Source organism: Colwellia sp. BRX8-5 (assembly GCF_014077325.1).
Lineage (GTDB): Bacteria > Pseudomonadota > Gammaproteobacteria > Enterobacterales > Alteromonadaceae > Colwellia_A.
Genome location: NZ_JACGVR010000004.1, coordinates 87,023 through 112,468 on the forward strand (window position 1 = coordinate 87,023; position 25,446 = coordinate 112,468).

A 25,446-nucleotide genomic window follows, 5' to 3' on the forward strand; every position below is an offset into this window, starting at 1 on the left:
ATAAATATTAATATGTTGCCACAAGCGCTAACACGCTTGTGGCAATAGCAAAAAAGATTATGAAAAACTGAAATTATTCAGCTTCTACAAAACCGTCTTTTTCAGCTTGAACAACAATGTTCTTTTCACGACCAGCTAAAACTGCGTTAGCAGCAGAATCAGTGTATAAAGTCACAGCGCGAATTGCATCGTCGTTACCCGGGATAATGAAATCAATGTTATCTGGGTTTGAGTTTGTATCAACTACAGATATTACTGGAATACCTAAGTTTTTAGCTTCTTTAATAGAAATGTGTTCGTGATCAGCATCAATGATGAATAAAACGTCAGGTAAACCACCCATGTTTTTGATTCCACCAAGACTTTTGTCAAGTTTTTCCATTTCACGTGTACGCATCAAAGCTTCTTTTTTAGTAAGAGCTTCAAAAGTACCGTCAGAGCTTTGTGCTTCAAGATCTTTTAAACGCTTGATTGATTGACGAACTGTTTTCCAGTTAGTCAACATACCACCTAACCAACGGTGATTAACGTAAAACTGATCACATTTGATAGCAGCATCTTTAATTGCATCGCTTGCAGCGCGCTTAGTACCAACAAATAAAACTTTACCTTTTTTCGCAGAAACACCTGATAAGAAAGCAAGGGCTTCATTGAACATAGGAACAGTTTGTTCAAGGTTGATGATATGAACTTTATCGCGTGAACCAAAAATGTAAGTTTTCATTTTTGGGTTCCAGTAACGGGTTTTGTGACCGAAATGAACACCTGCTTTAAGCATATCGCGCATAGAAACGTTTGGCATGATTTTTCCTTTATTTGGTTTAGGGGGTTAAGCGTTCATACATTCAAATATACCTGACTCTTTATTGTTCGATTATTTGCTTATAATTAAGACAAATTCAAACTGAGCACCCCGACATATTCTTAATAAATGTATGTGAATTTATAATAAGTATTATTATTTTTAATAATACAAGTTTAAAAGCTAAACACTATCGATAACAACAAGTTAGTAATCGGATAACCGAAAACACTGAGTAATACTTAGATAAAATCTAAATAACTATGCTATTCAATCGACAAATTTAACGGCGCACTTTATACCATATTAATTTACCAAAGGCTAGAAATTAACAATTAAAGGTCAATATTTCTTAATTAATATAGTAATAATATTACTGGGATAATTTTACTGTACGCGCTAAAATTAGCGGTTCTATATTTTATTAAATTTTTGACTTAACACTACGGCGATATATGACCATGTCTACTGAACTCTTTTTTATTTATGACACACACTGCCCTTGGAGCTTTGCGACAACTTCTTTAGTTAAAGAAATTGCTGATGCTTATCCAAATATCACTTTAAATTTATGGCACAGTGCTCACTATGAAGGAGATGAGAAAGTCAGCCGAAAAACTATTGATGCCGTTGAAGATGACGCTAACATTGAATTTAGTCACGAATATGTGAAGACACTTAACGTAGAGAAAGACTCAACATTAAGTGCTAATTTAATAGGATGGGTCAGTCAAAAAGTGCCTCACTTAACTTTAGAGCTTATTACCGCTATCCAAAAACAGCATTTTGAACAAGGCACAGCGTTTACGCACGAAAGTGATTTTCAGCCTATCATTGATGAACTTAAGCTATCACCGCCTGCAAAAGTATTTAAAGAAGGTAAAATAGCTAAGGAAGCCGAATTTGTTTTACAAGAAATTTATGACTTTCAAGAGTATATTGGTACAAAAGCGATCCCCGCATTACTAATTGCTCATAATGAAAACCTAACCTTACTCAATCATAACTTATATTTACAAAACCCTAGTGCAATAATAGAAGCTGTTGAGCTTGAACTTGCAAAAAACTAGACCAATAGACAATAACGACACTTTTAGGCAAAATAACAACCGTAGCCTTTACACTAAACAGACAATAGAGGAATAAATGGGTATTACAATTAAAACTCAGCAAGAAATAGAAAAAATGCGTATAGCAGGAAAACTTGCCGCCGACGTATTAGAGATGATCACACCTTATGTAAAAGCGGGTGTGACAACCAATGAGTTAAATACCCTATGCGCTGATTATACTGACAAAGTGCAAGATGCCATTTCAGCGCCATTAAATTATCATGGCTTTCCTAAATCAATTTGTACCTCAGTTAATCACGTGGTGTGTCATGGTATTCCTAACGACGTGCCATTAGTTGATGGCGACATCGTTAATTTGGACATCACTGTTATTAAAGATGGCTATCACGGTGATACCAGTAAAATGTTTCTTATTGGCGAAGTAAGTCTTGAAGACAATCGTTTATGTCGTATCACCAGAGAAGCTTTGTATGTCGGATTGAAAAAAGTAAAACCTGGCAACACCTTTGGTGAGATTGGCACTGCTATTCAAAAGTTTTTAAAAAAATCAGGTCGTTACTCTATTGTAAAAGAATATTGTGGCCATGGTATTGGCAGCGTTTTTCATGAAGAACCACAGATCGTTCATTATAAAAATACCGACAAAGAAAAAATGCTTGAAGGTATGTGTTTTACTATCGAACCTATGGTTAACCTTGGTCGTGCTAATACACTACTAGATAAAGAAGATAATTGGACCGTTTACACCTTAGACGGCAAAAAGTCGGCACAATGGGAACATACACTTGTGGTTACTCGCACAGGCTGTGAAATTTTAACATTACATAGCGATGATACGATTCCAAGACATCTACATAACTAGTTTTATTACTGGTTTTGTTAACAAAGTATAAGTTAGCGATAGTCGTTATTTGCTTTTTAATGGCTAAATAAAGCATGATGTCTATCGCCTTAACTTATTGAGTAAAATATTCAGCTATGCAAACTCTTTTTCCGATAGAATATAGTACCCCATTAGCCGTTAGCTCCCCTTTTATTTCTACTCAAGATATTTGTCAACTTAGCCGCGATTTTCAGCAATGGCAAAAAGATAAATTTCCTTATGTAGAGGTATCCATATTAGTGTCAACGCGTTCAGAGTTTGTTGACAAAATTCTCCATAAACTTTGGTGCCAGCACAATTTAGATGAAGATCAAATTAGCTTACTTGCTGTTGGTGGTTATGGTCGAGGTGAATTACACCCTTATTCTGATGTCGATATATTATTACTGACTAAAGAAAAGATCAGTGATGCCTTATCCGAAAAAATATCCGCTTTTATTACTCAGCTATGGGATGTAAAGCTCGATATTGGTCACAGTGTCCGCAGTGTTAAAGAATGTGTAAAACAAGCAAAAAGCGACGTTACCATAGCGACAAACCTGATGGAAATGCGCCAAATTTGTGGCAATGAAGCACTCACTCAGAATTTATATCCGTTATTGGCAAAAGATGGCTTTTGGACCTCAAAAAAATTCTTCTTGGCCAAACGCGAAGAACAATACGAACGCCACCAACAATACCATGGTGCATCTTATACGCTAGAGCCCAATTTAAAAGCTAATCCGGGTGGCCTGCGAGACATTCAAACCATAGCTTGGGTTGCCAAACGACATTTTGTTGCCGACTCACTTGAAGAACTTGTTGCCCATCACTACTTAACACAAAACGAATTTTTTGAATTATTAGAGTGTCAAGACTACCTATGGCGGATGCGTGCCGCTTTGCACATTATTGCGGGTCGTAATGAAAACCGTTTACTCTTTGACTACCAAGGTGAAGTTGCCAGTTTAATGGGCTTTGGTGATGAAGGTAAATTTGCTATTGAACGCATGATGAAGCGATTTTTTCGTATTATTGGCCGTGTTGCTGAACTTAATAAAATGCTATTACAGCATTTTGAATATGCCATTATCAAAAAGAATCATCCGGTTGAAAAGATCCCTCTGACTAAAGATTTTATTATTATTGATGGCCAAATAAATGCAGTAAATGACAGAGTTTTTATGAGTTCAGTAAAAATTATGGAACTGTTTTTACTGGTTGCTCAAAATGAAAATATTACCGATTTACACCCTCAGACACTAAGATTATTAAGAAATGCCCGTAGACGTTTAATTTCAGGGCTGATGGATTACGCCGAATGTCGACGAATCTTCATCGAAATTATGAAGCATCCTAATGGCTTAGGATTAACCTTTAGCTTAATGCATCGCCATTCGATTATTGCCGCTTATTTACCACAATGGCGAAGTATTGTTGGGCAGATGCAGTTTGATTTATTTCATGCATATTCAGTTGATGAACATAGCTACCGCTTAATTAAAAATATTTACCGTTTTAGCCAACCTCAACACGACAATGATTATCCGCTTTGTAGCAAGATAATGCAGCGTATTCGTAAGCCAGAAGTATTATATATTGCAGGCATTTTTCACGATATTGCGAAAGGTCGTGGTGGTGACCATGCAAAGTTAGGTGCAGTTGATGCCTTAGAATTTAGCAAGGTTCACCCGATAAGTGATCACGATGGGCGCATGATAGCCTGGTTAGTCAAAAACCATTTAGTGATGTCGGTAACCGCACAACGTCGAGATATTGCTGATGAAGAAGTGATCAGAAATTTTGCTGCTATTGTCAGGGATGAAGCTCACTTAGATTATCTCTATTGTTTAACCGTTGCTGATATGCGTGCAACCAATGAAAGTTTATGGAATAGCTGGAAAGCAAATTTACTGCAAGAGCTTTATTTTAATACCAAAAGAGCCTTTCGCCGCGGACTCGAAAAACAAGTTGATTTACGTGCAAAAACACGAGAAAACCAAGAAAAAGCACTTGAACTGCTCAAAGATTACGAGTGCGATGCTAATCAAATTAGAACCTTTTGGAAAAAGCTTAAAGCCGAATATTTTTTACGTTATTCACCGGTACAAATTGCTTGGCATAGCCGTCATATAATAAAACATAGTATCGTAAAACCTTTAGTGTTGATCAGTCCTAAGCCTTATCGAGGCGGTACTGAAATATTTATTTATACCAAAGCCTCAGCAAATATTTTTGCAAAAATGGTGACCTTACTCGACGCGCAGCGTTTATCGATTCATGATGCTAAAATAATTAGCAGTAAGAAAGGCTATACCTTAAATACGTTTGTGGTATTAGATCAAAAAAACAGAGCGATTACGGACAGCAGTCGGGCATTAGATATAGCAAACAAACTCACTAAATCATTAATGAAGCCACTGCCAAAAGTAAAAAACAAACCTGCTCCCGCTTATATTGATAACTTTAAAGTTCCCACTAAAGTGAGCTTTATCGAAACAGCAACCGATAAAACTACGGTATTAGAAATAATTGCGCTTGATCATCCCGGCCTATTAGCTAAATTTGCCAAAATTTTTCAAGAAAACAAACTAAATATTCACTCAGCAAAAATCACAACTTTTGGTGAAAAGATAGATGATGTTTTTACGGTTTCAAACACTGATAATTTAGCGTTAACACAAGAACAACAGCAAAAACTTTCAGCGATGCTATGTGAAAAACAATTTAGCATTTAACACTTTAGACCATAAATTTAAAAGAATAGGAATTACCATGTCAAACTTACAAAGCACCATAGAACAAGCTTTTGAAGATCGAATGAACATCACGCCAAAAACGGTTTCAACTGAAGTAAAGCAGGCGGTGTTAAACGCATTAGCCGCCTTAAATGATGGTTCAGCACGTGTTGCAGAAAAAGTAGCCGGTGAATGGGTTGTTCATCAGTGGCTAAAAAAAGCAGTTTTACTCTCTTTTAGAATTTGGGACAACGCAGTCATCGACGGCGCCGAAAGTACCTTTTTTGATAAAGTTCCGATGAAATATACTGATTACACACAAGCAGACTTTGAAGCTGACGGTGTTCGTGTCGTTCCTGGCGCATCTGTGCGCACGGGTAGTTTTATTGGTAAGAATGTAGTGGTTATGCCAAGCTTTGTTAATATCGGCGCTTATGTTGATGAAGGCTGTATGGTTGATGCATGGGCAACTGTCGGTTCATGTGCTCAAATTGGTAAGAATGTACACTTATCTGGTGGTGTTGGTATCGGTGGAGTTTTAGAGCCTTTACAAGCAGGACCAACCATTATTGAAGATAATTGCTTTATTGGTGCACGATCGGAAATTGTTGAAGGTGTAGTTGTTGAAGAAGGCGCTGTAATCTCTATGGGCGTTTACATTGGTCAAAGTACTCGCATTTTTGACCGTGAAACGGGTGAAATACATTATGGACGTGTGCCAGCAGGCTCAGTAGTCGTACCGGGCAACTTACCTTCTAAGTGTGGTACCTACAGTTTATACGCAGCGATAATCGTTAAAAAAGTTGATGCTAAAACACGCGCAAAAGTTGGTATTAATGCTTTACTTCGTTCGGTATCAGAAGAATAAAGCGATAAATTCTTTGTAAAAATAGCGGTGAATTTATCACCGCTATTTTTTTGACAGCTGAACAGTCTTTGCTATAGCTTGGCTGTCAAAGTTAATGTTCTTTACAAAAACACCTGCTTTCATTAAATAAAAAATTTAAAAATTCTTTATAAATAACAGTTAATTAATTATTCTCACTTCATTTAGCTCAACTGATTTAACAATCAATAAAACACTTGGCATACCATTTGCCATCTAGAGGTATCACTTGTTTTATTATTGACTGATCATGAAAAATATTTTAACTTTGCTTGTTGTTCTTAGTGCTTTATTTCTGACGGCTTGTCGCTCGACCCCTCAAGTAGCAATAGAAAAAAAACCATTGCTCTCTGACCATCATTTGATGATGTCATTGCTTCATCGTCCAGTAACGGAAGATCAGCAAATGATGTTAGCATTTGCTCAGCAACGCGAACGTTATAGTAATGATATTTTTGTTAATACTGTCAATATTAAAGGGCCAAAAATTAGCGACGATAATAGCCAACGAACCACACATGTTTATGCTGCTTTAATTGCTAGAGATGTAAATTCTATTCGTATTATTACCGCTGAATAAGCTAATGTAATGATTACGTTAAGGTCTTTATTATTTTAGTCTCCCAAGATAGTTCATCAAAAACCTCTAGCCATTGCTGATCAAATTCAGCTTCAATTGTCAGCTGTACCTTGGTAATAGGGTGAATAAATACAACTTTTTTAGCGATTAACATCAGCCGCTTAAAGCCAAAATGTTCAATGAAAAATGGATTTTGTTTATTATCCCCATAATTAATATCACCTAAAATAGGATGGCGTAAATGCGCTAAATGACGGCGAATTTGATGTCTTCTTCCCGTGGTAGGCAGTAATTTAATTAATGAATAACGCACACTATCAAATTTACCGACCTTAATAGGTAAACTTGCAGTTAATAAAGACTCGTAGTGAGTAACAGCATCTTGCGGCGCTTTATCAAGGCTAACATTTTTATCACCTAATTTATCGAGCTTCTCTTTAAGGGGATAATCTATTTCGCCTGCACCCAGTAAATGACCACGCGTCAAAGCAAAGTATGTTTTTTGAATTTTTTTATCAATAAACACTTGCCCCATTAATCGGGCTACTTCTTCGTTTAAACCAAATAATAGAACACCTGATGTCGGGCGATCTAATCGGTGAAGGGGATAAACATATTTACCCACTTGGTCACGCACCAATTGTAAGGCAAAATATATTTCATCTTTATCCATATAACTTCTATGAACAAAAAGTCCTGCTGGTTTGTCAACGGCAACAATGTAATCATCTTGATATAATATCGTTAAGATGGGTTTTTCATCAAAAGGCATGATTATCTCTAGGTTTCTTATCTGCTATGCAAAAAGCAAATAGTATTGATCTATTATTATCTCTATAATGCCAACATTATTCGATTATTATTTTATTTATTATTTAAGCTATGAATACTATTTCTTCTATTTCTGAATTATTAAAGCTTTCTGGCTCTCAATATCGGGTATTTGATATTGGCCGAAAAATAGATAAATTATCAAAAGATAGTTTTACTAAAATTGAAGCAAACCAGATCCCTTATCCATTCCCTTCTCAAGGCCATGCCTTTATAGCAATAGCTTTTTGGCAAAAGCAAAACGCTTCACCATATTTATGGTTTGTAAAGATACCTCTTGATGAGCGTGGTTTACTTAACTTAGCCGCAAGGGATCATTTTATAGCTATTATTATTGAAGCATTAGGTGCTGAACTTAGTACGGCGCCAAGCGAGCAACAAGAAGCCTTACTTAAAAATAATCCTTATCATTTTACTCCGCCACAATACAAACTAGCCTATATGAACAGTTTAATTTCGCTAGAAACAAAAAATAATAGTAGCCAATATTTTTCAGGCGCATTAAGTTATTTATCGGGCGAAAATTCTTGGCAGGATTACCACAACGTAGGCGTGCAAGGCTTAAATGATTTTGCCGTACGTTTATCAGCTAAAGAAATACAAAAAATAATAGTCAACGCTCTTCCTCAATTACCTTCGCAGGTTCTTAAGCCATTATGTTCAGCATTAGAAAATGTTAAGTTATCAGTAGATATTATTGATAGACTCATTGCAGAATTTAAGCTGCGTGAGAGTGCAAAAGATGAAGACAGTAACGCTGAGCTGAGTTTTATATTACGAAGTTTATCATCAAGTTGTGAACACCCTCATGTGGTAATATTTATTAATACCCTGATTAAGCAAGCGTCGCCTGCACAAGGAATGTCTGAAGAAATAGCGATAGTGATTGCTGGAAGATGTTGGCAAGTTTTCACCAGTGAACCGCAAATCATGTCTTTTTTGGAGTTATTAGTAACTCAGCATGATATTGCCGTTTTCCAAGCTATTTTTAAAGATTTAGTGGCTATTCCTACTTTACGGCCATTAATATTTCAATGTATGAGAGCGCCAAACCGTAGCGATGAGTTAAGTAAAGCTATTGGTATGTTATTTCAACGCTAATGATAGAGAGCTAGAATGGAAAATATTTATTTATTACTGATTGTCTGTTTATTTTTGTGGTATTTCATTTACCTTAGAAAAGTTTCAGAATTCGCTTTACGCCACATAACAGCATATTGTGAAAAAGATGGTTTGCAGTTCATTTCGCTTTCGCGGCGATCAAATCGCTTAACCTTTAGCAAAGCTTTAGGACCCCATTGGATCAGTATTTTTGATTTTGAGTTCAGCGGTGACGGTGAGTCAAGTTATCAAGGTCAAGCAACATTAAAGGGTTACAAATTAGAAAACACCCATGTTCCCATGTACAAAATATAAGTACTTACCAACGAGTGACCTAGCGACTAAAAGCTAAATAATAAACACAGACCGCCATTGGCCGCTCGGTAACTGCTGCTGCGTTACCCTACTCTCTACTCCCTGCATCCATGCAGTTCTGAACATATACGTTCCTTGGCAGCGAAGGTATCGATACCTAAGAGCTGTCATGACCGTTGACGTGCATCTATGCACTAATGTATCAAAAGACAGGATGTCTGAGAGAGGCCATCCTGAACAATAAAAGCTAAAGTGCTACTTTTTAGTTGCTGAATTAATATTTTGAGCAACTTGTTGAGAAAGCCCCGTTAATGCATCAACCACTTTAAAACTCGCATTTTCCATAACAGTAAGGGCTTTTAATGCACGAGCCGAGTCTCCAGCCTTATGAGCCTTTAACGCCTCAAGCCCATGACTATGAACATCGATATGTGGGCCTTCTATTTGTTTAAAAGCGCTTTGTGTTGCATATTTTTCAGCGCCCTCCCCTTGATAAAACCATTTCCCTAATCGACACATAGTATGATCAGCAAAATCTTCAAGGCATTTATCAGACATACCTAACATCACCTTATAGACGTCAAGTTTCCAAACAACGTGATCCATTTTAACCGTCTGTAAAAATGCATCGGCTGTTGAATGAGTAATAACCGAATACATATTTTTTGATAATGACACAATACGATTCGCGGTATCTTCAATAGAAGAAGTACTGGCGCTTATTGCTTGGCTCTTCTCGCCTACTTGGCCAATACCATTAATAACATCGCCCATTTGTGTATTAACTTGCTCTATTAAGTTAGATATTTCATTGGAAGCCTCCGCTGAGCGTTGGGCTAATGTTCTAACTTCGTCAGCAACGACAGCAAAGCCTCGGCCTTGTTCTCCAGCCCTTGCTGCTTCTATGGCGGCATTTAACGCTAATAAGTTAGTTTGATCAGAAATACCTTTAATGATATTAACAAAGTCATTAATGCCAGAAGTCACTGTTTTCAATTGGTCAACTGATGTTGATGCCGATTGCGTCTCATTAGAAATCTCTGACGTGGAAATAATATTTGTTGCTAACATATCCATGATTTGATCAAAGAGTTGCTGCGACGACTGAAAGGTATCACGATGCTCAATCATACCGGTAGATGAAGATGCTAACTCTTGACGAATTTGGTCAATTAAACTTGAAGACTGCATCCAAAGCTTATTCAGATCTTCATGTGTACGAGCACGACTATCGTTAGTAGACATATCTTCAGCTAACTGAGAATTATCATTTTCGGCTAATAATAATTTTTCTTCTAGTGATTCAATACGATTTTTTAATTGGTTATTCTCAATTTTCAAACGAGAGATTTCTTCTTTGTTTTTTGCACCAAAAATCATTTTATTTTGCTACCTTTAATATCAAGTTTTATACAATTAATATATATTAAAAAACTGCTATGACTAGCGTTTTTTACATCTTTTCATAAAGTATGTTCAAAACAAAAATCATATAAAGTTAATTCGCCAATTGGAAGTACACTAATGAATAAACAAGCAAGCGTAGTTTTTATCTTTTTAATTTTAATGTTCACTTTATCTGGTTTTAGCCAAGCTAATGACGTTAGTGATAAGCTCTCAGCCAAAAATGCTACACAATATAGCCAGCAATTTATTATTGGTGGGCAACCCAGCGAAAATGATCTCATTATGCTGTCAAAAAGTGGTATTAAAACGGTAATAAATTTACGGGGTACTGGTGAATTTGACGATTTTGACGAACAAGTTAAAGTAGAAGCCTTGGGCATGAATTATATTGCGATACCTATTCGTGGTGCCAGTGATATCAATAAAGAAAATCTCGCATTATTTACTGCTGCCATCACAAATAAAGAACAAGCTTTTGTTCATTGCGCCAGCGGTAACCGTGTTGGTGCTATGTTCGCATTAGATGCGCACTTCAATCACAATAAAAGCATTGATGAGGCGATTGTTACAGGAAAAAAAGCGGGGTTAACTAGCTTAGAAGCTACCGTTAAAAAAGTGTTAAAGACTCAATAAGGTTAACAATCCAGCTGTCTTTATGTCGTAAAGGCTCAAGAAATACTTGAGCCTTTACTCTTTGTCAGTTACAGCTAACTAAGATGTTCTATTATAAAAAATTTTTAATAGAACATCTTAGTTATGAGTAGAAACTTACAAAATATCAGTTTTTACTCATTTAACTTATAGCTTTCACTAACTGATATTAACAACCACTCGACCACGCACTTTACCTGCCATTAAATCACTGGCCACATCGACAGCTTCTACCAAGGTGATGTCGGTAGAAATATCTTCAAAAATATCGGGGTCTAAAATATCAGCAAGTCGTTGCCATGCTTCAATCCTGTCTGCGAGTGGGCGCATCACACTATCAATACCCGCTAAAGTTATGCCACGTAAAATAAAAGGTGCAACAGAGGCAGGAAAATCCATGCCTTGCGCTAAACCACAGGCTGCAACAGTACCACCATATTTCATACTCGCACAAACATTCGCTAACGTATGACTACCTACTGAGTCAATTGCGCCAGCCCAACGTTCTTTTGTCATTGGGCGACCAGGTTGCGATAACGTTTCACGGTCGATAACGGCTGATGCACCTAGTTTTTCTAGATATTTCACTTGATCAACGCGACCTGTTGAAGCAACAACTGTATAGCCTAATTTCGCTAGGATTGCGATTGAAAAACTGCCGACACCACCGTTTGCTCCGGTCACTAAAATTTCACCTTTATCTGGAGTGACGCCATTTTTTTCAAGTGCAATGACACAAAGCATCGCGGTATAACCTGCCGTACCAATAGCCATGGCTTGGCGTGGTGTAAATGCTTTTGGCAATGGGATCAACCATTCACTTTTTAATCGAGCTTTTTCAGCTAAACCGCCACAGTGCACTTCACCGACACCAAAACCATTGAGTAGTACACTATCGCCAACCTCAAACTTATCACTCTCAGTGTGTTCAACTGTTCCGACTAAATCGATACCGGGAACCATAGGGAATTGTCTAACTACCGGACCTTTACCTGTGATGGCCAAAGCATCTTTGTAATTAAGCGTGCTATGAGAAACTTTAACGGTAACATCACCTTCTGGCAGTAAGTTGTCGTCAATATCTTTAACTGTCGCGCGGTAACCTTGGTCGTCTTTTTCAATTAAAATGCCTTTAAACATCTGCTATTCCTTATTTAGACCGATCGTCTATAAATGATGAAAAAATTATCGGGGTAAACCGACTATGTAAAAATTCAGGTAATTATCTAAGGGTGAAGTATTTTGAACTAGCTTTGCTCTACTAACCGCGCCTTCCCAACCCATCCAAAAGTATTCAGCCAGTCGATCGCAATCTGCGTTTGGTGAGATTTGACCTTGCTTTTGTGCTGCTCTGAGACATGTAGCCAAGCGATGCTGCCAACAAAGGAATATATCAATCAATTGCTGTCTAAAACTTTCAGGAAGTAAATCAATTTCTTGGCCTAGATTGCCGATTAAACAACCACGCTTAAATTGATAGCGGACCATGCCTACTTTGGCGCTTTCAACGAAATGACTAATACGTGTTAAAGGAGGAAATGCTTCATCCAACAAACATGCATCTAACTTGTTAGCAAAATAATTAGCGTAGTTTTCAATGACCGCCTGACCAAAAGCTTCTTTGCTGGCAAAATAATGATAAAAAGATCCTTTGGGTACAGCCACTTTCTTTAAGATCTGATCAATTCCTGAAGAGGCAAAGCCATTTTCAGTGAGTTGTTCTAGACCACTGCGAATTAACTCCGCTTTGGTATCTTGATTTTCACGCGCTACTTTGGGCGGTCTACCGCGGCGTGCTTTAATTGCTGGAATATTCATTTATTAATAATAGACCGATCGTCTAGTTAATGCGAGTATTATTATTTTAACTGGTGGTTTATTTACATTTTGTTATGTTTTTATCGCTAAATCATTGACTACTAGGTCGAGTAATTCCATAAGTTGGCTGGCTTGTGTGCTGTTAATATGGGTAAATTTGCAACTGATTGTATTAGGAATACTTGCAGCCTTTATTTTTAATTCTTGCCCTTGTTGTGTTAATTGCACTAGGCGCTTGCGCTTGTCGTTGTCGTCTTTAATTATTTCTAGAAGGCGCTTATCAACCATTTTCTTTAAAATTTGTGTCATCGCCCCACCATCAATCATGGTTTTATCTAAAAGCTCAGCAATAGTTATTTTGTCATGCTCCCACAATGCCATCATGACCACATATTGGGGGTAAGTAATATTGAGTTCGCTTAGTGGCTCACGGTAAGCGCGAACAATACTGTTTGATGCCATATATAATCGATGGCAAAGCTGGTTTTTAAGTTTTAATTGATCAAATGACATAATACTCTCCTGAAGGTTACATTTTAATTTGCATACAAAGTATTTGCAATCAGTATTTGTTTCCTATATATTTTGCATACAAAGTAAATATTAATGACTTGGAGTTTATTATGAACGTATTAGAAAACATTGCTTACACAGCAAAAGCAACAGCAACGGGTGGCCGCGCAGGTACAGCAAAATCTGATGATGGTCGCTTAGACATAACCTTATCTACGCCAAAAGGTTTAGGTGGAGATGATGGACAAGGTACAAACCCTGAGCAATTATTCGCTGCTGGTTATGCTGCTTGTTTTATTGGTGCACTTAAATTTGTTGCTGGTGAAGAAAAAATCAGTTTGCCGAGCGAAACTTATATTAATTCAGAAGTCTCTATTGGTGCTATTGAAGGTGGTTTTGGTATTGCGGTAAAATTAGCGATATCATTAGGTGATATGGATAAAGCACAAGCGCAAACAATGGTAGATAAAGCGCATCTTGTGTGCCCTTACTCAAATGCGACACGTGGTAACATTGAAGTCGTACTTTCAGTAATTTAATATCCGACATAGTTTGACAATAAAGCACGCCTTTATAAAATAAAGCGCGTGTTTTTTTGCTATAAAATATCACTGAGTGAGATGCCAATACCAAACCTAGTTTGACTATAGTTATAATCGATAAGGCTTTCACCATAACCAGTAAACACCATTGCGTAGCCCCTTAGTTTACCCCACAGCGGAAAAGTAAAACCAAGCTCAGCAGCGCCGTAATGACTACTGAAATTTTGTCGACCTTTGAAATTGAATTCATAGTCACGCCATTTATAGGCCATGCTTAACTCAAAGTTACCCATGTAATCTTCGATATCAGGGTTATCGTCTCCGTCGGGATCTAAAGCAAAAGTTTTTTCCTTCTCAGATAACCTTATCCAAGGTTTAATCGATAGCGCAAATTTTTCTTTCTCAAAAAGGATATGTGTGTAAATACGATTCCAACTACGTGATAAGTCTTGTGCTCGCCCGTTAGATTCGTGCTCTACCCCGACAATAAAGCCCGTATTACCTCCAAACGGATGCCAGTTAAGCGGTGCAAGATAGAATATTTCTGGCTGATAATTTGTTTCTCGAAAGGGTTTAGAAATGCCACTCGCATAAATTTGCCACCAGGCACTTAAGGTAAAAGCTGCGTAAAGCCCATCGCCTTCTATAAATATTTTGTCATAATTTAAGGGGACTTTAAGGCTTAGTTGAAATTTTGCTTCAACATTTTCTAAGTTGTCTTCATACCCTTCAAAGGATCTATATGCTTGCTTGTTCACTTTATTTGTTGTCATTGCTGGCAATACAAAATTCATTCTATGAGGAGTAAGCACATAAGGTTCAAACTCAGTCATTTTCTCACGTTTTATTCTATCGGTAATACCGCCTGTTCTACTCTGTAATTCTGTTTGCTCGGTCTTTTTTTGTTGTCTAGTGATATCATTTTCTTGGCTAGCACAAACAGATCTAATTTCGCCAAGCGTCATCGATTCAGCGCCAAGGGTAAACAACTTCATGACGCATGACGCTTTATCTTGCTTAGCACTTACGTATGTCGAAACAAAAATTAATATAAATGCCAATGGCAGCGGATTTTTCATTAGAGTATTCCTTTAAGTAGACAAACAAAGCGAACAGTTACAGCCGTTTTAAAAGCCAATAAGTCGCTAACGCTAAACTTTCTCGATGTAGGCAAAGTCAATGCGCTTTAAAAATTTAGGGCTATCCTGATGATAAAGGCATTAGTAATATCAACAAAAAATGCACCGACCAAAGGTAATATAATGAAAGCCATTGGTGCAGCGCCATGCGCTTTAGTCACCGCCGTCATATTCGCAATAGCGGTTGGTGTTGCCCCCAGCGCAAAACCACCAAAGCCGGCACTTAAAACAGCGGCTTGATAGTTTCGCCCCATTAATGGAAATAAAATATAAATAATAAATAACACCGCAACACAGGTCTGTACACCTAAAATTATAAATAATGGTCCGGCTAAATCAGCTAGGGTCCAAAGTTGCATACTCATCAGTGACATAGTTAAAAATAGGCTCAATGAAAAGTCAGAAACGATGGCCAATGAGCGAGTTCTAGCGGGCCAATGTAATTTAGGTAAGAGATGAGGAACCGTGTTGGACAGTAAAATTCCTGCTAACAGGCAAGTCACAAAAAGCGGTAATTTTAAACCCATCTCCATAAACATCTTATTGGCAAAAAAACCAATAATGATACAAATATGAATAACCAGTAATACCGCCATAAAACTCAGGTGGCTAAAGGACTCTGTATCCGTTTTATGATAAGCAATACCGATAGAAGGCTTTGCTGTTGATTCACTTGAAAGCTGATACTTAGCCAATAAATATTTAGCAATAGGTCCACCAACTAAACTCGCTACAACAAGTCCAAGCGTAGCAGCTGCAACACCTATTTCAAGAGCATTAGGTACTCCAAGTTCAACAGCATCGGGAGCCCAAGCTATTGCTGTGCCATGACCGCCAATTAAAGAAACCGAGCCAGCCAACACGCCAATGGTTGATGGTAAATCAAGAAGTATTGCGCTGGTTATGCCAACAACATTCTGGATCACAATAAAAGACAGGGTTAATACTAATAATATCAGCAGAGGTTTTCCCCCTTTAACTAAATCAGAAAACCTAGCGTTGAGCCCAATAGCGGTAAAAAAATAGACTAACAGTCGATCTCGGGTTGATAAGTCAAACGCTATTTCGCTACCCGTGAAAATATAGACTGCATAGATAAATAAAGCAGCCAGCAAGCCCCCCGTGACTGGCTCTGGAATATTAAAATCTCGGAGAAACTTAATATTTTTTGTTAAATACACACCCATAAAAAATACCACTATACCTATAGTGTAAGACATATAATTATCAAAGGGCATTTCAATCATAAGGTATATCCAATTATACTTTTTCTATCCATGGCAAGACTAAAAATAAGCGCGTCAATAAGGCTAATGCTCATCTGACAAAATATCTCAGCTATATTGACTGATATTCTTTACGTGTTCAATAAGCAGTCACCTTAAAAGTTATTAGATTTGCTCTACCGACGACAAAGCACTTTTTACACACGTAAATATAAAGCGACTTGGCCATTGAGAAACACTTATAATTCAAATAAAACATCACTGCGAATGATATATTTAATCCCCTCAGTAATAGGTAGAGAGCTATGAATACATTGTAAAGGATGCATACCATGAGGAAAGCATAATATACCGCCTACTGGGGTTCGAACATCGACATTATTAACCCTGTCATTTCTTGATGCTGGCTGGTTGGGATCATCAGCATTCACTAAAAAACGTGTCTCTCCACCTTGAAAGTCTTCACTTAATAAGATTAAAAAAGTCATTTCACTATATCGGTCAGAATAAGCATTAGTGACTAGCTCGTCACCAATAATGCGACTACCCGGCCAAGAGCCATCAGAATGAGGCTTAAAGTAGTCAGCAGGGTTATAACGATAGAATCTAAAACGTGCATTGATCCCCAACGCTTTACGACCACCAAAAATAGCCTGTCGGTCGTCCATTAAATGCGCAATACGTTGCCAAATAGTGCCATCAGTTTGTTCATCAACTATCCAGGTTAAACTGTCATTGTGTCGAACACTGCGCGGCAAAGAAACGGCAGCATCTGGCAAGAAACCTAATTGTTCACTAATATCGATAAGCTGCGCACACTCATCTTTGCTCAAGACATTCAATAATTGAAATGCTCCAGGCACCTCTATCAGTTCTCGACGTTCAATATGACTGATATCAAAATCTTTGCTCAAATTAGCAGGATTAACCTGACGGTTCCCCCATGCAGGTAAAGCCGGGTGCTCTGCGCCGGCTTCTAATGCGGCGACAAAAAAGTCAGTGTTTGTGTCTATTGTTTGTTTCATATTTTACTCTTTTAATAATGGGTATACTGGCCTTAACGCATTTGCTTAGTTAAAGGGTTGTGCTGACCATAGTGTATTGCTATTGGTTGATAATGCGTAACTGGGTAAACTGGCGATGACCAGCTGCCGTGCCATGAAAACCAAAACCACTTTGTTTCGCCCCAACCCAAGGTCCAAGGCCTCCAGCGCCTTGATTAATAGCGACCATCCCCGCTTCCATTTGCTCTGCAACCTTATTAGCACCATCATGACCAAAAACCACAGCACCTAAACCATATGAGCTGGCATTGGCTCGTTCAACTGCTTCAGACAACTCATTAAAGCGACTAATAGCCACCACAGGACCAAAGGTTTCATCTTGCTCTAAAAGCATATTAGCGGTAATACCAGTAACAACAGTAGGCTGTATATAAGGCAACTCATAGTGATGTGTCCCTAATAAAAATTTTGCACCTTTAGCGTGTGCATCTTTAAGTTGCGATAAAACATGAGCATGCTGCTTAGGATTAACAATCGGGCCAAAGTTGACATGTTTTTGATCCCAAGCGCCCACTTGATAACGATTAGCTAAAGCAGTAACTTTCTGCTCGAATTCATCGGCGATTTGCTCATCAACATAAATGCGTTCGGTAGACGTACACATTTGCCCGGCATTTTCAAAAGAACTTGCAACAGCAAATTGTACCGCTTTGTTAATATCTGCGTTTGCCATCACAATAAGCGGATCGTTACCACCCAACTCCATAACTAAGCGTTTAAGCCCTGCTGCTGCACTTGCCATAATATGCTTGCCAGCCGCGAGTGAACCGGTAAAGGCGACCATATTAATATCGGCTTCAACTAAAGCTTTGCCGGTATCTGCATTACCGTGCACTATTTGTAATACGTTTTCAGGTAATAATTTATTGAGTGTATTAACAAAAAGTTCAGCAACCAAAGGTGTTTCATCTGATGGCTTTAACACCACGCTATTACCAGCAATTAATGCAGGTAATAGCAAGTTATTCGCCATGGCCAGTGGATAATTCCAAGGCGATATAACCGCAACTACACCTAAGGGGCGATATTGCATTTGTGCATTGTTTGTTATCGCCTCACTTTTGAGCGCTTGCACTATTTCTTCAGTAAAATAAGAGGCGTTCTGAACGGTGCCAGCCACTTCATAACTTGCTCTTCGGTGATCTTTGCCCATTTCTTGGCTAATTAATAATGCCAGTTCGTCTTCAACCATAGCCAGCCCTTTATAGGCCTTGTTTACACTTTGTTGGCGTTGTTCAAGAGACAGTGCTGACCAAGCTTTTTGTGCTTGCTTTGCACGTAACACAACCGCTGCCATTTGTGGGGCTTGAGTAACAGGGACTTCGCCTAAAGGCGCTCTATTAATTGGATCGTATGAGATAAGTTTTGGCATAAAATAGTTTCCTAAGATTGCATTAACATTAATGCATCGAGAGAGTAAATTGGTTATATACTCACATTATGCTAGAGTGGTTAATTAAAGCAACCAGTATACTTTTAGTAACCACTAAGATAAAAATAGAATAATGATTACAAAAACAATAAAAACAACAAGTAACGTAAAAAAAATAAATTCACAAAGCTGTGAAGAACCCTGTCTGATTGAGCGAGGTATGCGCGTTTTAGGGGGGAAGTGGAAAGCCTCTATCCTTTGGCATTTAAAAGATGGGCCCGTACGCTTTAACGAATTATCTCGCATGTTAGGGGGCGCAAGTAAAAAGATGGTTGATCAACGCCTTAAAGAATTAGAAGTTCAAGGCTTAGTAACGCGTGAAGTTATTAGCGATCGTCCTATTGCCGTCGCGTATGAAATCACCGACTTTGGCCGTACCGCATTAGATATTTTAGAAAAGCTCAAAGATTGGACACAAGCAAACAATATTTAACTATAAAGCGGCGCAGTTGCCACGGCATTACAGTAAATTATAGCCCTTTATATGGAAAAATAGACGGCGCTATGCTTTAACCTGGGCCTGGGACTAATAAACAGAATGCTCCAAAACGCACTAAACCGACAGTTTATTGAAACTCTATTATAAACGACGTGCCAAAACGTTAAAGAATCTATTTGAGTGTTATCTTAAATCCTTGCCTAAACAAAAATGGCACCTTAAAGGTGCCATTTTTATTAAGAGTAAAGCTTAAAAAGGCATTTTCATCCCAGGAGGTAACTGCATACCACCTGTTAGAGCGCCCATTTTTTCTTTATTTTGTGCTTCAACGCGACGAACGGCATCGTTAAACGCGGCTGAAACTAAATCTTCAAGCATATCTTTATCGTCTGCCATTAAGCTGTCGTCAATTTCAACACGTCGAACACTGTGTCCGCCTGTCATAGTCACTTTAACCATGCCAGCACCTGACTCACCAATAACTTCCATTTTAGCTAATTCTTCTTGAGCTTTAGCCATTTTATCTTGCATTTGTTGGGCTTGTTTCATTAAGTTGCCCATGCCACCTTTCATCATAATTTTTTCTCCAAAGTTCTGTTGCCGCCAAAGATAGATCTTAACGCGACAAATATCAAGTAGCAGTTACAATGCTACAATCGAATTTTCATCTAATTGTGCTTGAAAGTGAGTTTTCAAACCAATAATGATTTCATCATTTTGTAATAATTCTTTCGCATAGTCATAACGTTTATCATTAATATGTGATTGAATTTGATACGGATCATGAGAGGTCTCATCGACAATTGTCAATTCTACCGTAATTTTTCGTTGTAAAAAATCAGAGATACATTGTTCTAACTTTTTATGAGCAACATCACTGTTTAAATGTTTAGTCGCTTGATTCAAGTTAAGTAGCAATAAATCGTCGGTAGACCTTTCATCAACGGTTGCATGTATTGCCAATTGACGCAGTCGCCCTGTTAACGACATGGCGTCAATCATATTTGCCCATTTGTCGACTTGATTAGCAGAGCGTATTTTTGCTGGATCTATCGCACTAACATCAAAAGCTTGCTCAGAAATAGATGTTAATGCAGGAACATCTGAACGAGGCTCTTCTTGAGTTATTGCTTCAAGAACATCTGGACTCTTTGTGTCTTGACGCCCTTTAGCGTCATTTGACTTTTTTGCGCTATTTTCCAACCCTTTTTTTCGACTACGTAACATGTTCCGGGTCGCTATAGCTTTTTCTATAGGCGATTGAGAAGTAGGCGTATCGATATTTGGGGCTATTTCAGCTAAATCTATAGAGGGAGGCATCGCAGGATGCACTTGCTCTGAGGGCGCATCGGGTACAGCAAAGTACTCAGGCGCAGTAATCATAGATTGTTCTTCTAAAGGGCTTGCTGTTGCTGGCGAAGCATTGCCCGTTATAAGGTTAGGTCTACTTTCTTCAGCTGAGTCTATAGAGGGAGACATCGCAGGATGCTCTTGCTCTAAGGGCGCTTCGGGTACAGCTGAGTACTCAGGCGAAGTAATAATAGATTGTTCTTCTAAAGGACTTGTTGTTACTGGCGAAGCATTACCCGTTATAAGGTTTGGTCTACTTTCAGCTAAATCGGCTATAGGCTGATCAACTGATGGTTGCTCGACTAGGGGCTGCTCAACTAAAGAAGACGCAACAAAATTATCAGGTTTATTAATATTGCTTTTAGCAAAGCTTACATCGTCAAAGTCGCTGGTTTGACTGACCTGAGTATCGGGTAAACTTTCGCTATTTTTGATTGGTGTAAATGCTAATAATCTCAGTAAAAGCATATCAAAGGCTGCTTGTTCATCAGACGCATAAGGTAAGTCTTTACGGCCATTGAGCACTATTTGATAATAAAGTTGAATATCTTCAGCACTCATTGCTTTACTGAACTTATCAACCAATTGGTTATGCTCAGGCGACAAATCAAAGTGTTGACCAACAACTTGCGTCATAGCAACTTGATGGAGTAACTGAATAAGCTCTGCGGTTAAGCGGCTGTAATTAGGTGCGTATGAGGCTATATCGAGTGAAAGCAGCATCAGTGCTTTAGGATCTTGCTTTAATAAGCTTATCAGTATTTTAAAAACCCAATTTTGATCGACACCGCCCAACATCTGTTGAACATTGGCGAGAGTAATACTTCCCTGCCCTTGGGCGATACTTTGGTCGGTTAAACTTAAACAATCACGCATACTGCCGCGAGCGGCTTTAGCTAATAAGGTTAAAGCACCGGGTTCAACTGAGACGTTTTCAGCGGTAAGAATTTGCTGAGTCTTTTGCTCAATTTGGCCGACGGTTAATGCTTTTAAGTGAAATTGTAAGCAACGAGATAACACGGTTACCGGTAGCTTTTGAGGATCTGTGGTCGCTAAAATGAACTTCACATGTTCAGGTGGCTCTTCAAGCGTTTTTAATAACGCATTAAAGCTACTACGAGACAACATATGTACTTCATCAATTAAATAAACTTTATAACGGCCACGTGTCGGTGCATATTGAACGTTATCAAGTATTTCACGCGTATCATCAACCTTTGTTTTAGAAGCCGCATCAATTTCAAGTAAATCGATAAAACGGCCCTGGTCAATATCTTGGCATGTATCACAAACACCGCAAGGCGTTGAAGTTATCCCTTGTTCACAGTTCAAGCTTTTAGCAAAAATTCGAGCTATCGTTGTTTTACCGACACCACGAGTACCGGTAAATAAATAGGCATGATGAAGACGTTGCTGCTCTAGTGCGTTAACTAGTACAGTGACAACATGCTCTTGGCCCACTAATTCTGTGAACTTTTTAGGGCGCCATTTACGTGCTAATACTTGATAACTCATATGACTGCCTAATCGCCGTTATATTGCAGTAAAGAATAAATCGATAAGCCAAGATCTGTTAAACGTTTTTCACCGCCTAAATCAGGTAATGAAATAACAAATGCAGCATCTGTAACTTCTGCACCAAGCTTTTTAGCAAGCATGAATGTTGCTTCAACAGTGCCACCAGTGGCAAGTAGATCATCAACTATCAAAACTTTATCATCTGCGGTTAGTGCATCTTGATGAATTTCTAAGGTGTCTGTTCCATATTCAAGTTGGTAACTTTGGCTAATTGTCGCTCTTGGCAACTTGCCTGGTTTGCGGACAGGAATAAAGCTAATACCAAGCGCTAATGCCAAAGGTGCACCAAAAAAAAAGCCACGAGCTTCAGTACCAAGAATCTTAGTAAAGCCAGAATCTTTATATTTAGCAGCAAATAAATCTATGGTTAACTGGTAAGCAGCCGGATCGTCAAGTAAGCCGGTAATATCACGAAATAAAATGCCTGGTTTAGGATAATCAGGTACGGCGTGAATAGAGTTTTGTAAAAGAGAGAGTTCTGTATCGGTCATCGTTAGCATATCAAAAGTAAAAATTTATCATGGCTAAAGAATAAAGCAAAAGTACGATGATTTACAGTGAATAACGACTTGTATTGGTATTATTTAATTGATTTATTTCATTTACTGCATTTAACAAACTGTTTTCATTAATAGGCTTGGCAATAATGGCTTGAAAATGGAGTGAACGAGTTAAAGCGATGACATCAGTAGTGTTTTGAGTTGTCATGAAAATTATAGGAGTGTTAACGGTAAAAGGTTTTTTTTGAAGGTTTTTACTTAACTGAATACCGTTCATAAAAGGCATAAGATGGTCAATAATATATAGGTCAAAATGCTGCTGTTGCGCCTTTTCAAAGGCAGCTAAACCATTGCCTGCAGTTTCAACGATATGACCCTGTTGTTCGAGTAACGGGGTAATAAAATCTAAAACGTTCTGCTTATCATCAGCGAGTAATATAACCATAGTATTAATACTTCTTATTTTAATTAAACGAGAAAATACTAATTTGAAAGCAGAGTGAACCAACCCATTACCATAGGCAAAAGTGGCGCTGAAACTAATACAATAATCGCTGCTAATAAATGAAATATAGATGAGCTGTCTTTGAAGTCTTCGCCGTGTGACATGTTGATCTCGTTAACTTGAAAATATTCAGCGCGCATTCTAGCCGACAACAAGATTTATTTCTAGTAAAAGTTGATCTAGATCAATGATAAATCATGGCCTTTGTGGCTAGGCATAATGATTGATATTAGTCTCATTTACACTTGGTCGTTTTTAAGAGGATGCAGTTAAGATGGCTTTTTGAAAAGACGACTGTTCAGTCATAATACTTGAGATAAACCGGAATATTTAGGATCACTTTGTGCGCATTCCTGACATTAACTATGGTTTGTTCTTTAGGTCACTGATTAGCCATAAGCTGACATTAGGCTATTGCGAAGTCATGAACATATTAGGGGCAATTTTATTATATTGTTTCACTCGAAATTCATTAATATAAGAGAATTTGATTTGTTACCTAAAATCAAAAGATTGAGTTTATAGTCATATCAACTAATGACATATTAAATCAATTTATTACAAGTCCCTTAGTAAATCACATCCCCCTAAAATAAGAAGATAGATATCAGGGGACCTATTACAGCCGAGAAAATAATCGTGGCTACGAGCAGCTTAATAAAACCAAATATATCACTCGGCAAAGTAGGTTCTAACCTTGACCATATATCATACTTATCACCAACTCGAATTGTTATATGCAGCGAATATTCAAAATAAGGCAGGTTTTCATACATTTAAATCTACTTCCTCCCCTCGTCACCGTCTGGCAACAAAACATAGACAGATGAAAACCACGGGAGATTTATAGTATTTAACAGCTAAAAGCTGACATTATTAGTGTTTTACTAAAGCGCTTAATCCACATTTTTTTGTCGCACGAAAAGAATAATCGGTAGTTTTTCGTAAGTAAATATTTCCCAAGTGACTATAATTCTTATAAGTCGGAAACTTGAACAATACGCATCAATTCTGCCACGTGTCCTTCAAATGCTCTTCTACCTGCTTCAGTTAAATACAACCATGTACGTAGCCTACCGTTAACTTTTTCTTTACGTTGTTTCACGTACCCAGCATCCTCTAGTTGTTTGACGTGTTTTGAAAGAACTGAATCGCTAACTCCCAATTGGTCTCGAATTAACTGAAATTCTGCATCTTCAATAGGTACTAACAGCGAGCAAATCTGAAGCCGATTAGGGGCATGAATAATACTGTCAAACTGTGCGATATTCACGAACCTATATCCTGGTCAATTTTATTTTTATGTTCATTACGTTCAGAAACACTTATCCAATAAATGGTAAAGGTCGCTATTAAACTACAAATAATTGGCCCTATCATTGTGCCATATAACGAGCGAACAAAGATTCCAGCGAATATTAATCCAAACATTAATCCTATTAAGCCGACAAGTGCAATGAGAGTCTTTTTGCTTGTTGTCGTCCGAGGTGATACTTTCATTTTACTACGATGTATAGCGATGATTAATGGTAAAGCTATAATTGGAAAAAAATAGTAATCACGGAGTCCCGCCCCAATTAAAAACACTAAAAGCCCTACGACTATTGACATTGCTATCCCAAACCAGGATGAAGGTATGGCGTGTTGTAACGAAGAATTTTCAAATTTTTTAATAGATTTAATTGCAGCTTTAGCTTCTTCTGAATTTATTTGCTTTCTATTATTGTTCATAATCATTACTCATTAGTTTCCGTATCGGAAAGTAATATACACAAAACTTTCCATCTTGGAAAGTTATTTCTTTCCGTGTTGGAAAGTATTCAGTTTATATCTCGAGAAAGCACATCTAAGTTTAGTCTGTTTTCAACTGAAGTGGTCAAGTAATTGTGTTGACCAATAGCATATTCAACATCACAGGATGTGTAATGTTTTTCTTGTTTTATGATAAAAAATTGGCCTCGTTGCATCAAATTATTTATGCCAACAATCACAGGTTAAGTATTGAAATTGAATTTGTGTAAGGTCAGCTAACGTATCAGAGAAGACCTTTTTGGTGCTGATTTAGGGTGTTAGGAAAGCTCTTTTTTATGGCAA

The 25,446-nt window shown here is 37.9% G+C and carries 27 protein-coding genes and 1 pseudogene; 10 read left to right on the forward strand and 18 right to left on the reverse strand.

From position 1 onward, the window contains the following. Positions 1-73: 73 nt before the first annotated feature. Entirely contained in the window at positions 74-802 is a 729-nt protein-coding gene (gene rpsB, locus H4J62_RS04355; RefSeq protein WP_070374057.1) for a 30S ribosomal protein S2, read from the reverse strand. Between the two features lie 461 nt (positions 803-1,263). On the opposite strand from rpsB, the gene H4J62_RS04360 reads away from it, so the two are divergent. The 5 genes from H4J62_RS04360 (at position 1,264) to H4J62_RS04380 (ending at position 6,941) form a co-directional block, all read left to right on the forward strand. Next, on the forward strand, positions 1,264-1,872 hold the full coding sequence (locus tag H4J62_RS04360; RefSeq protein WP_182215641.1) for a hypothetical protein: 609 nt from the start codon (positions 1,264-1,266) through the stop codon (positions 1,870-1,872). A 76-nt stretch (positions 1,873-1,948) separates the two neighbouring features. Then, complete coding sequence (gene map, locus H4J62_RS04365; protein ID WP_182215639.1) at positions 1,949-2,737, forward strand: type I methionyl aminopeptidase; 789 nt, start codon at positions 1,949-1,951, stop codon at positions 2,735-2,737. Positions 2,738-2,853: 116 nt separating this feature from the next. Next, positions 2,854-5,475 (forward strand): [protein-PII] uridylyltransferase, encoded by a 2,622-nt coding sequence (gene glnD, locus H4J62_RS04370; RefSeq protein ID WP_182215637.1) that lies wholly within the window; start codon positions 2,854-2,856, stop codon positions 5,473-5,475. Positions 5,476-5,512: 37 nt separating this feature from the next. Continuing rightward, positions 5,513-6,343, forward strand: coding sequence for a 2,3,4,5-tetrahydropyridine-2,6-dicarboxylate N-succinyltransferase (gene dapD, locus H4J62_RS04375; protein ID WP_182215635.1), 831 nt, complete (start codon positions 5,513-5,515; stop codon positions 6,341-6,343). A gap of 268 nt (positions 6,344-6,611) precedes the next feature. Further along, positions 6,612-6,941, forward strand: coding sequence for a hypothetical protein (locus H4J62_RS04380; protein ID WP_182215633.1), 330 nt, complete (start codon positions 6,612-6,614; stop codon positions 6,939-6,941). Positions 6,942-6,954: 13 nt separating this feature from the next. Here H4J62_RS04380 and truC read toward each other — a convergent pair whose 3' ends face one another. Continuing rightward, entirely contained in the window at positions 6,955-7,713 is a 759-nt protein-coding gene (gene truC / locus H4J62_RS04385; protein ID WP_220465983.1) for a tRNA pseudouridine(65) synthase TruC, read from the reverse strand. Positions 7,714-7,823: 110 nt separating this feature from the next. Here truC and H4J62_RS04390 point away from each other — a divergent pair, with 110 nt between their 5' ends. Together H4J62_RS04390 and H4J62_RS04395 are read left to right on the forward strand one after the other, a co-directional pair. After that, entirely contained in the window at positions 7,824-8,873 is a 1,050-nt protein-coding gene (locus H4J62_RS04390; protein WP_182215632.1) for a DUF3549 family protein, read from the forward strand. A 15-nt stretch (positions 8,874-8,888) separates the two neighbouring features. Then, entirely contained in the window at positions 8,889-9,188 is a 300-nt protein-coding gene (locus H4J62_RS04395) for a DUF3301 domain-containing protein (protein WP_182215630.1), read from the forward strand. 255 nt (positions 9,189-9,443) lie between these two features. Here the strand turns inward: H4J62_RS04395 and H4J62_RS20740 are convergent, their stop codons facing one another. Both H4J62_RS20740 and H4J62_RS20745 read right to left on the reverse strand, forming a co-directional pair. After that, positions 9,444-9,848, reverse strand: a complete 405-nt coding sequence (locus H4J62_RS20740; RefSeq protein WP_404842481.1) for a CZB domain-containing protein — start codon at positions 9,846-9,848, stop codon at positions 9,444-9,446. Between the two features lie 48 nt (positions 9,849-9,896). Then, positions 9,897-10,568 (reverse strand): annotated as a pseudogene (locus tag H4J62_RS20745) (methyl-accepting chemotaxis protein); the annotation flags it as partial. A gap of 144 nt (positions 10,569-10,712) precedes the next feature. On the opposite strand from H4J62_RS20745, the gene H4J62_RS04405 reads away from it, so the two are divergent. Further along, the gene (locus tag H4J62_RS04405) at positions 10,713-11,228 is read left to right on the forward strand and encodes a fused DSP-PTPase phosphatase/NAD kinase-like protein (RefSeq protein ID WP_182217966.1); all 516 of its coding nucleotides are present in this window, start codon (positions 10,713-10,715) and stop codon (positions 11,226-11,228) included. Positions 11,229-11,405: 177 nt separating this feature from the next. Here the strand turns inward: H4J62_RS04405 and H4J62_RS04410 are convergent, their stop codons facing one another. The 3 genes from H4J62_RS04410 to H4J62_RS04420 all read right to left on the reverse strand — a co-directional run bounded on the left by H4J62_RS04410 (position 11,406) and on the right by H4J62_RS04420 (position 13,577). Beyond that, positions 11,406-12,386: an MDR family oxidoreductase gene (locus H4J62_RS04410; protein WP_182217968.1), complete on the reverse strand. Its 981-nt coding sequence runs from the start codon at positions 12,384-12,386 to the stop codon at positions 11,406-11,408. Positions 12,387-12,431: 45 nt separating this feature from the next. Continuing rightward, entirely contained in the window at positions 12,432-13,064 is a 633-nt protein-coding gene (locus H4J62_RS04415) for a TetR/AcrR family transcriptional regulator (protein ID WP_182217969.1), read from the reverse strand. A gap of 72 nt (positions 13,065-13,136) precedes the next feature. After that, positions 13,137-13,577: a MarR family winged helix-turn-helix transcriptional regulator gene (locus H4J62_RS04420; RefSeq protein WP_182217971.1), complete on the reverse strand. Its 441-nt coding sequence runs from the start codon at positions 13,575-13,577 to the stop codon at positions 13,137-13,139. A 110-nt stretch (positions 13,578-13,687) separates the two neighbouring features. Here H4J62_RS04420 and H4J62_RS04425 point away from each other — a divergent pair, with 110 nt between their 5' ends. Beyond that, complete coding sequence (locus H4J62_RS04425; protein ID WP_182217973.1) at positions 13,688-14,116, forward strand: organic hydroperoxide resistance protein; 429 nt, start codon at positions 13,688-13,690, stop codon at positions 14,114-14,116. Between the two features lie 59 nt (positions 14,117-14,175). Here H4J62_RS04425 and H4J62_RS04430 read toward each other — a convergent pair whose 3' ends face one another. The 4 genes from H4J62_RS04430 to H4J62_RS04445 form a co-directional block, all read right to left on the reverse strand. Continuing rightward, positions 14,176-15,198 (reverse strand): phospholipase A, encoded by a 1,023-nt coding sequence (locus H4J62_RS04430; RefSeq protein WP_259364953.1) that lies wholly within the window; start codon positions 15,196-15,198, stop codon positions 14,176-14,178. A gap of 107 nt (positions 15,199-15,305) precedes the next feature. Then, positions 15,306-16,505 (reverse strand): sodium/glutamate symporter, encoded by a 1,200-nt coding sequence (gltS, locus tag H4J62_RS04435; RefSeq protein ID WP_182217975.1) that lies wholly within the window; start codon positions 16,503-16,505, stop codon positions 15,306-15,308. A 218-nt stretch (positions 16,506-16,723) separates the two neighbouring features. After that, a complete protein-coding gene (locus tag H4J62_RS04440; protein WP_182217977.1) occupies positions 16,724-17,509 on the reverse strand; it encodes a 2OG-Fe(II) oxygenase in 786 nt (261 codons plus the stop codon). Between the two features lie 79 nt (positions 17,510-17,588). Further along, positions 17,589-18,920: an aldehyde dehydrogenase gene (locus tag H4J62_RS04445; protein WP_182217979.1), complete on the reverse strand. Its 1,332-nt coding sequence runs from the start codon at positions 18,918-18,920 to the stop codon at positions 17,589-17,591. Positions 18,921-19,056: 136 nt separating this feature from the next. Between H4J62_RS04445 and H4J62_RS04450 the strand changes: the two genes are divergently transcribed. Continuing rightward, positions 19,057-19,413 carry a winged helix-turn-helix transcriptional regulator gene (locus tag H4J62_RS04450; protein WP_404842393.1) on the forward strand — a complete coding sequence of 119 codons (357 nt, stop codon included), beginning with the start codon at positions 19,057-19,059 and terminating at the stop codon, positions 19,411-19,413. A 255-nt stretch (positions 19,414-19,668) separates the two neighbouring features. Here H4J62_RS04450 and H4J62_RS04455 read toward each other — a convergent pair whose 3' ends face one another. The 7 genes from H4J62_RS04455 to H4J62_RS04485 form a co-directional block, all read right to left on the reverse strand. Beyond that, positions 19,669-19,998: a YbaB/EbfC family nucleoid-associated protein gene (locus H4J62_RS04455; protein ID WP_146798582.1), complete on the reverse strand. Its 330-nt coding sequence runs from the start codon at positions 19,996-19,998 to the stop codon at positions 19,669-19,671. Between the two features lie 63 nt (positions 19,999-20,061). Beyond that, positions 20,062-22,284, reverse strand: a complete 2,223-nt coding sequence (gene dnaX / locus H4J62_RS04460) for a DNA polymerase III subunit gamma/tau (RefSeq protein WP_182217982.1) — start codon at positions 22,282-22,284, stop codon at positions 20,062-20,064. 8 nt (positions 22,285-22,292) lie between these two features. Then, positions 22,293-22,847 carry an adenine phosphoribosyltransferase gene (gene apt / locus H4J62_RS04465; protein ID WP_220465244.1) on the reverse strand — a complete coding sequence of 185 codons (555 nt, stop codon included), beginning with the start codon at positions 22,845-22,847 and terminating at the stop codon, positions 22,293-22,295. A gap of 52 nt (positions 22,848-22,899) precedes the next feature. Further along, entirely contained in the window at positions 22,900-23,292 is a 393-nt protein-coding gene (locus H4J62_RS04470; protein ID WP_182217985.1) for a response regulator, read from the reverse strand. A gap of 38 nt (positions 23,293-23,330) precedes the next feature. Beyond that, the gene (locus H4J62_RS04475; RefSeq protein ID WP_182221648.1) at positions 23,331-23,492 is read right to left on the reverse strand and encodes a hypothetical protein; all 162 of its coding nucleotides are present in this window, start codon (positions 23,490-23,492) and stop codon (positions 23,331-23,333) included. Between the two features lie 836 nt (positions 23,493-24,328). Further along, positions 24,329-24,625, reverse strand: coding sequence for a transcriptional regulator (locus tag H4J62_RS04480; RefSeq protein ID WP_182217987.1), 297 nt, complete (start codon positions 24,623-24,625; stop codon positions 24,329-24,331). Beyond that, positions 24,622-25,083, reverse strand: coding sequence for a hypothetical protein (locus H4J62_RS04485; protein WP_182217989.1), 462 nt, complete (start codon positions 25,081-25,083; stop codon positions 24,622-24,624). Before H4J62_RS04485 ends, H4J62_RS04480 begins: the two co-directional genes overlap by 4 nt. Positions 25,084-25,446: the final 363 nt, after the last annotated feature.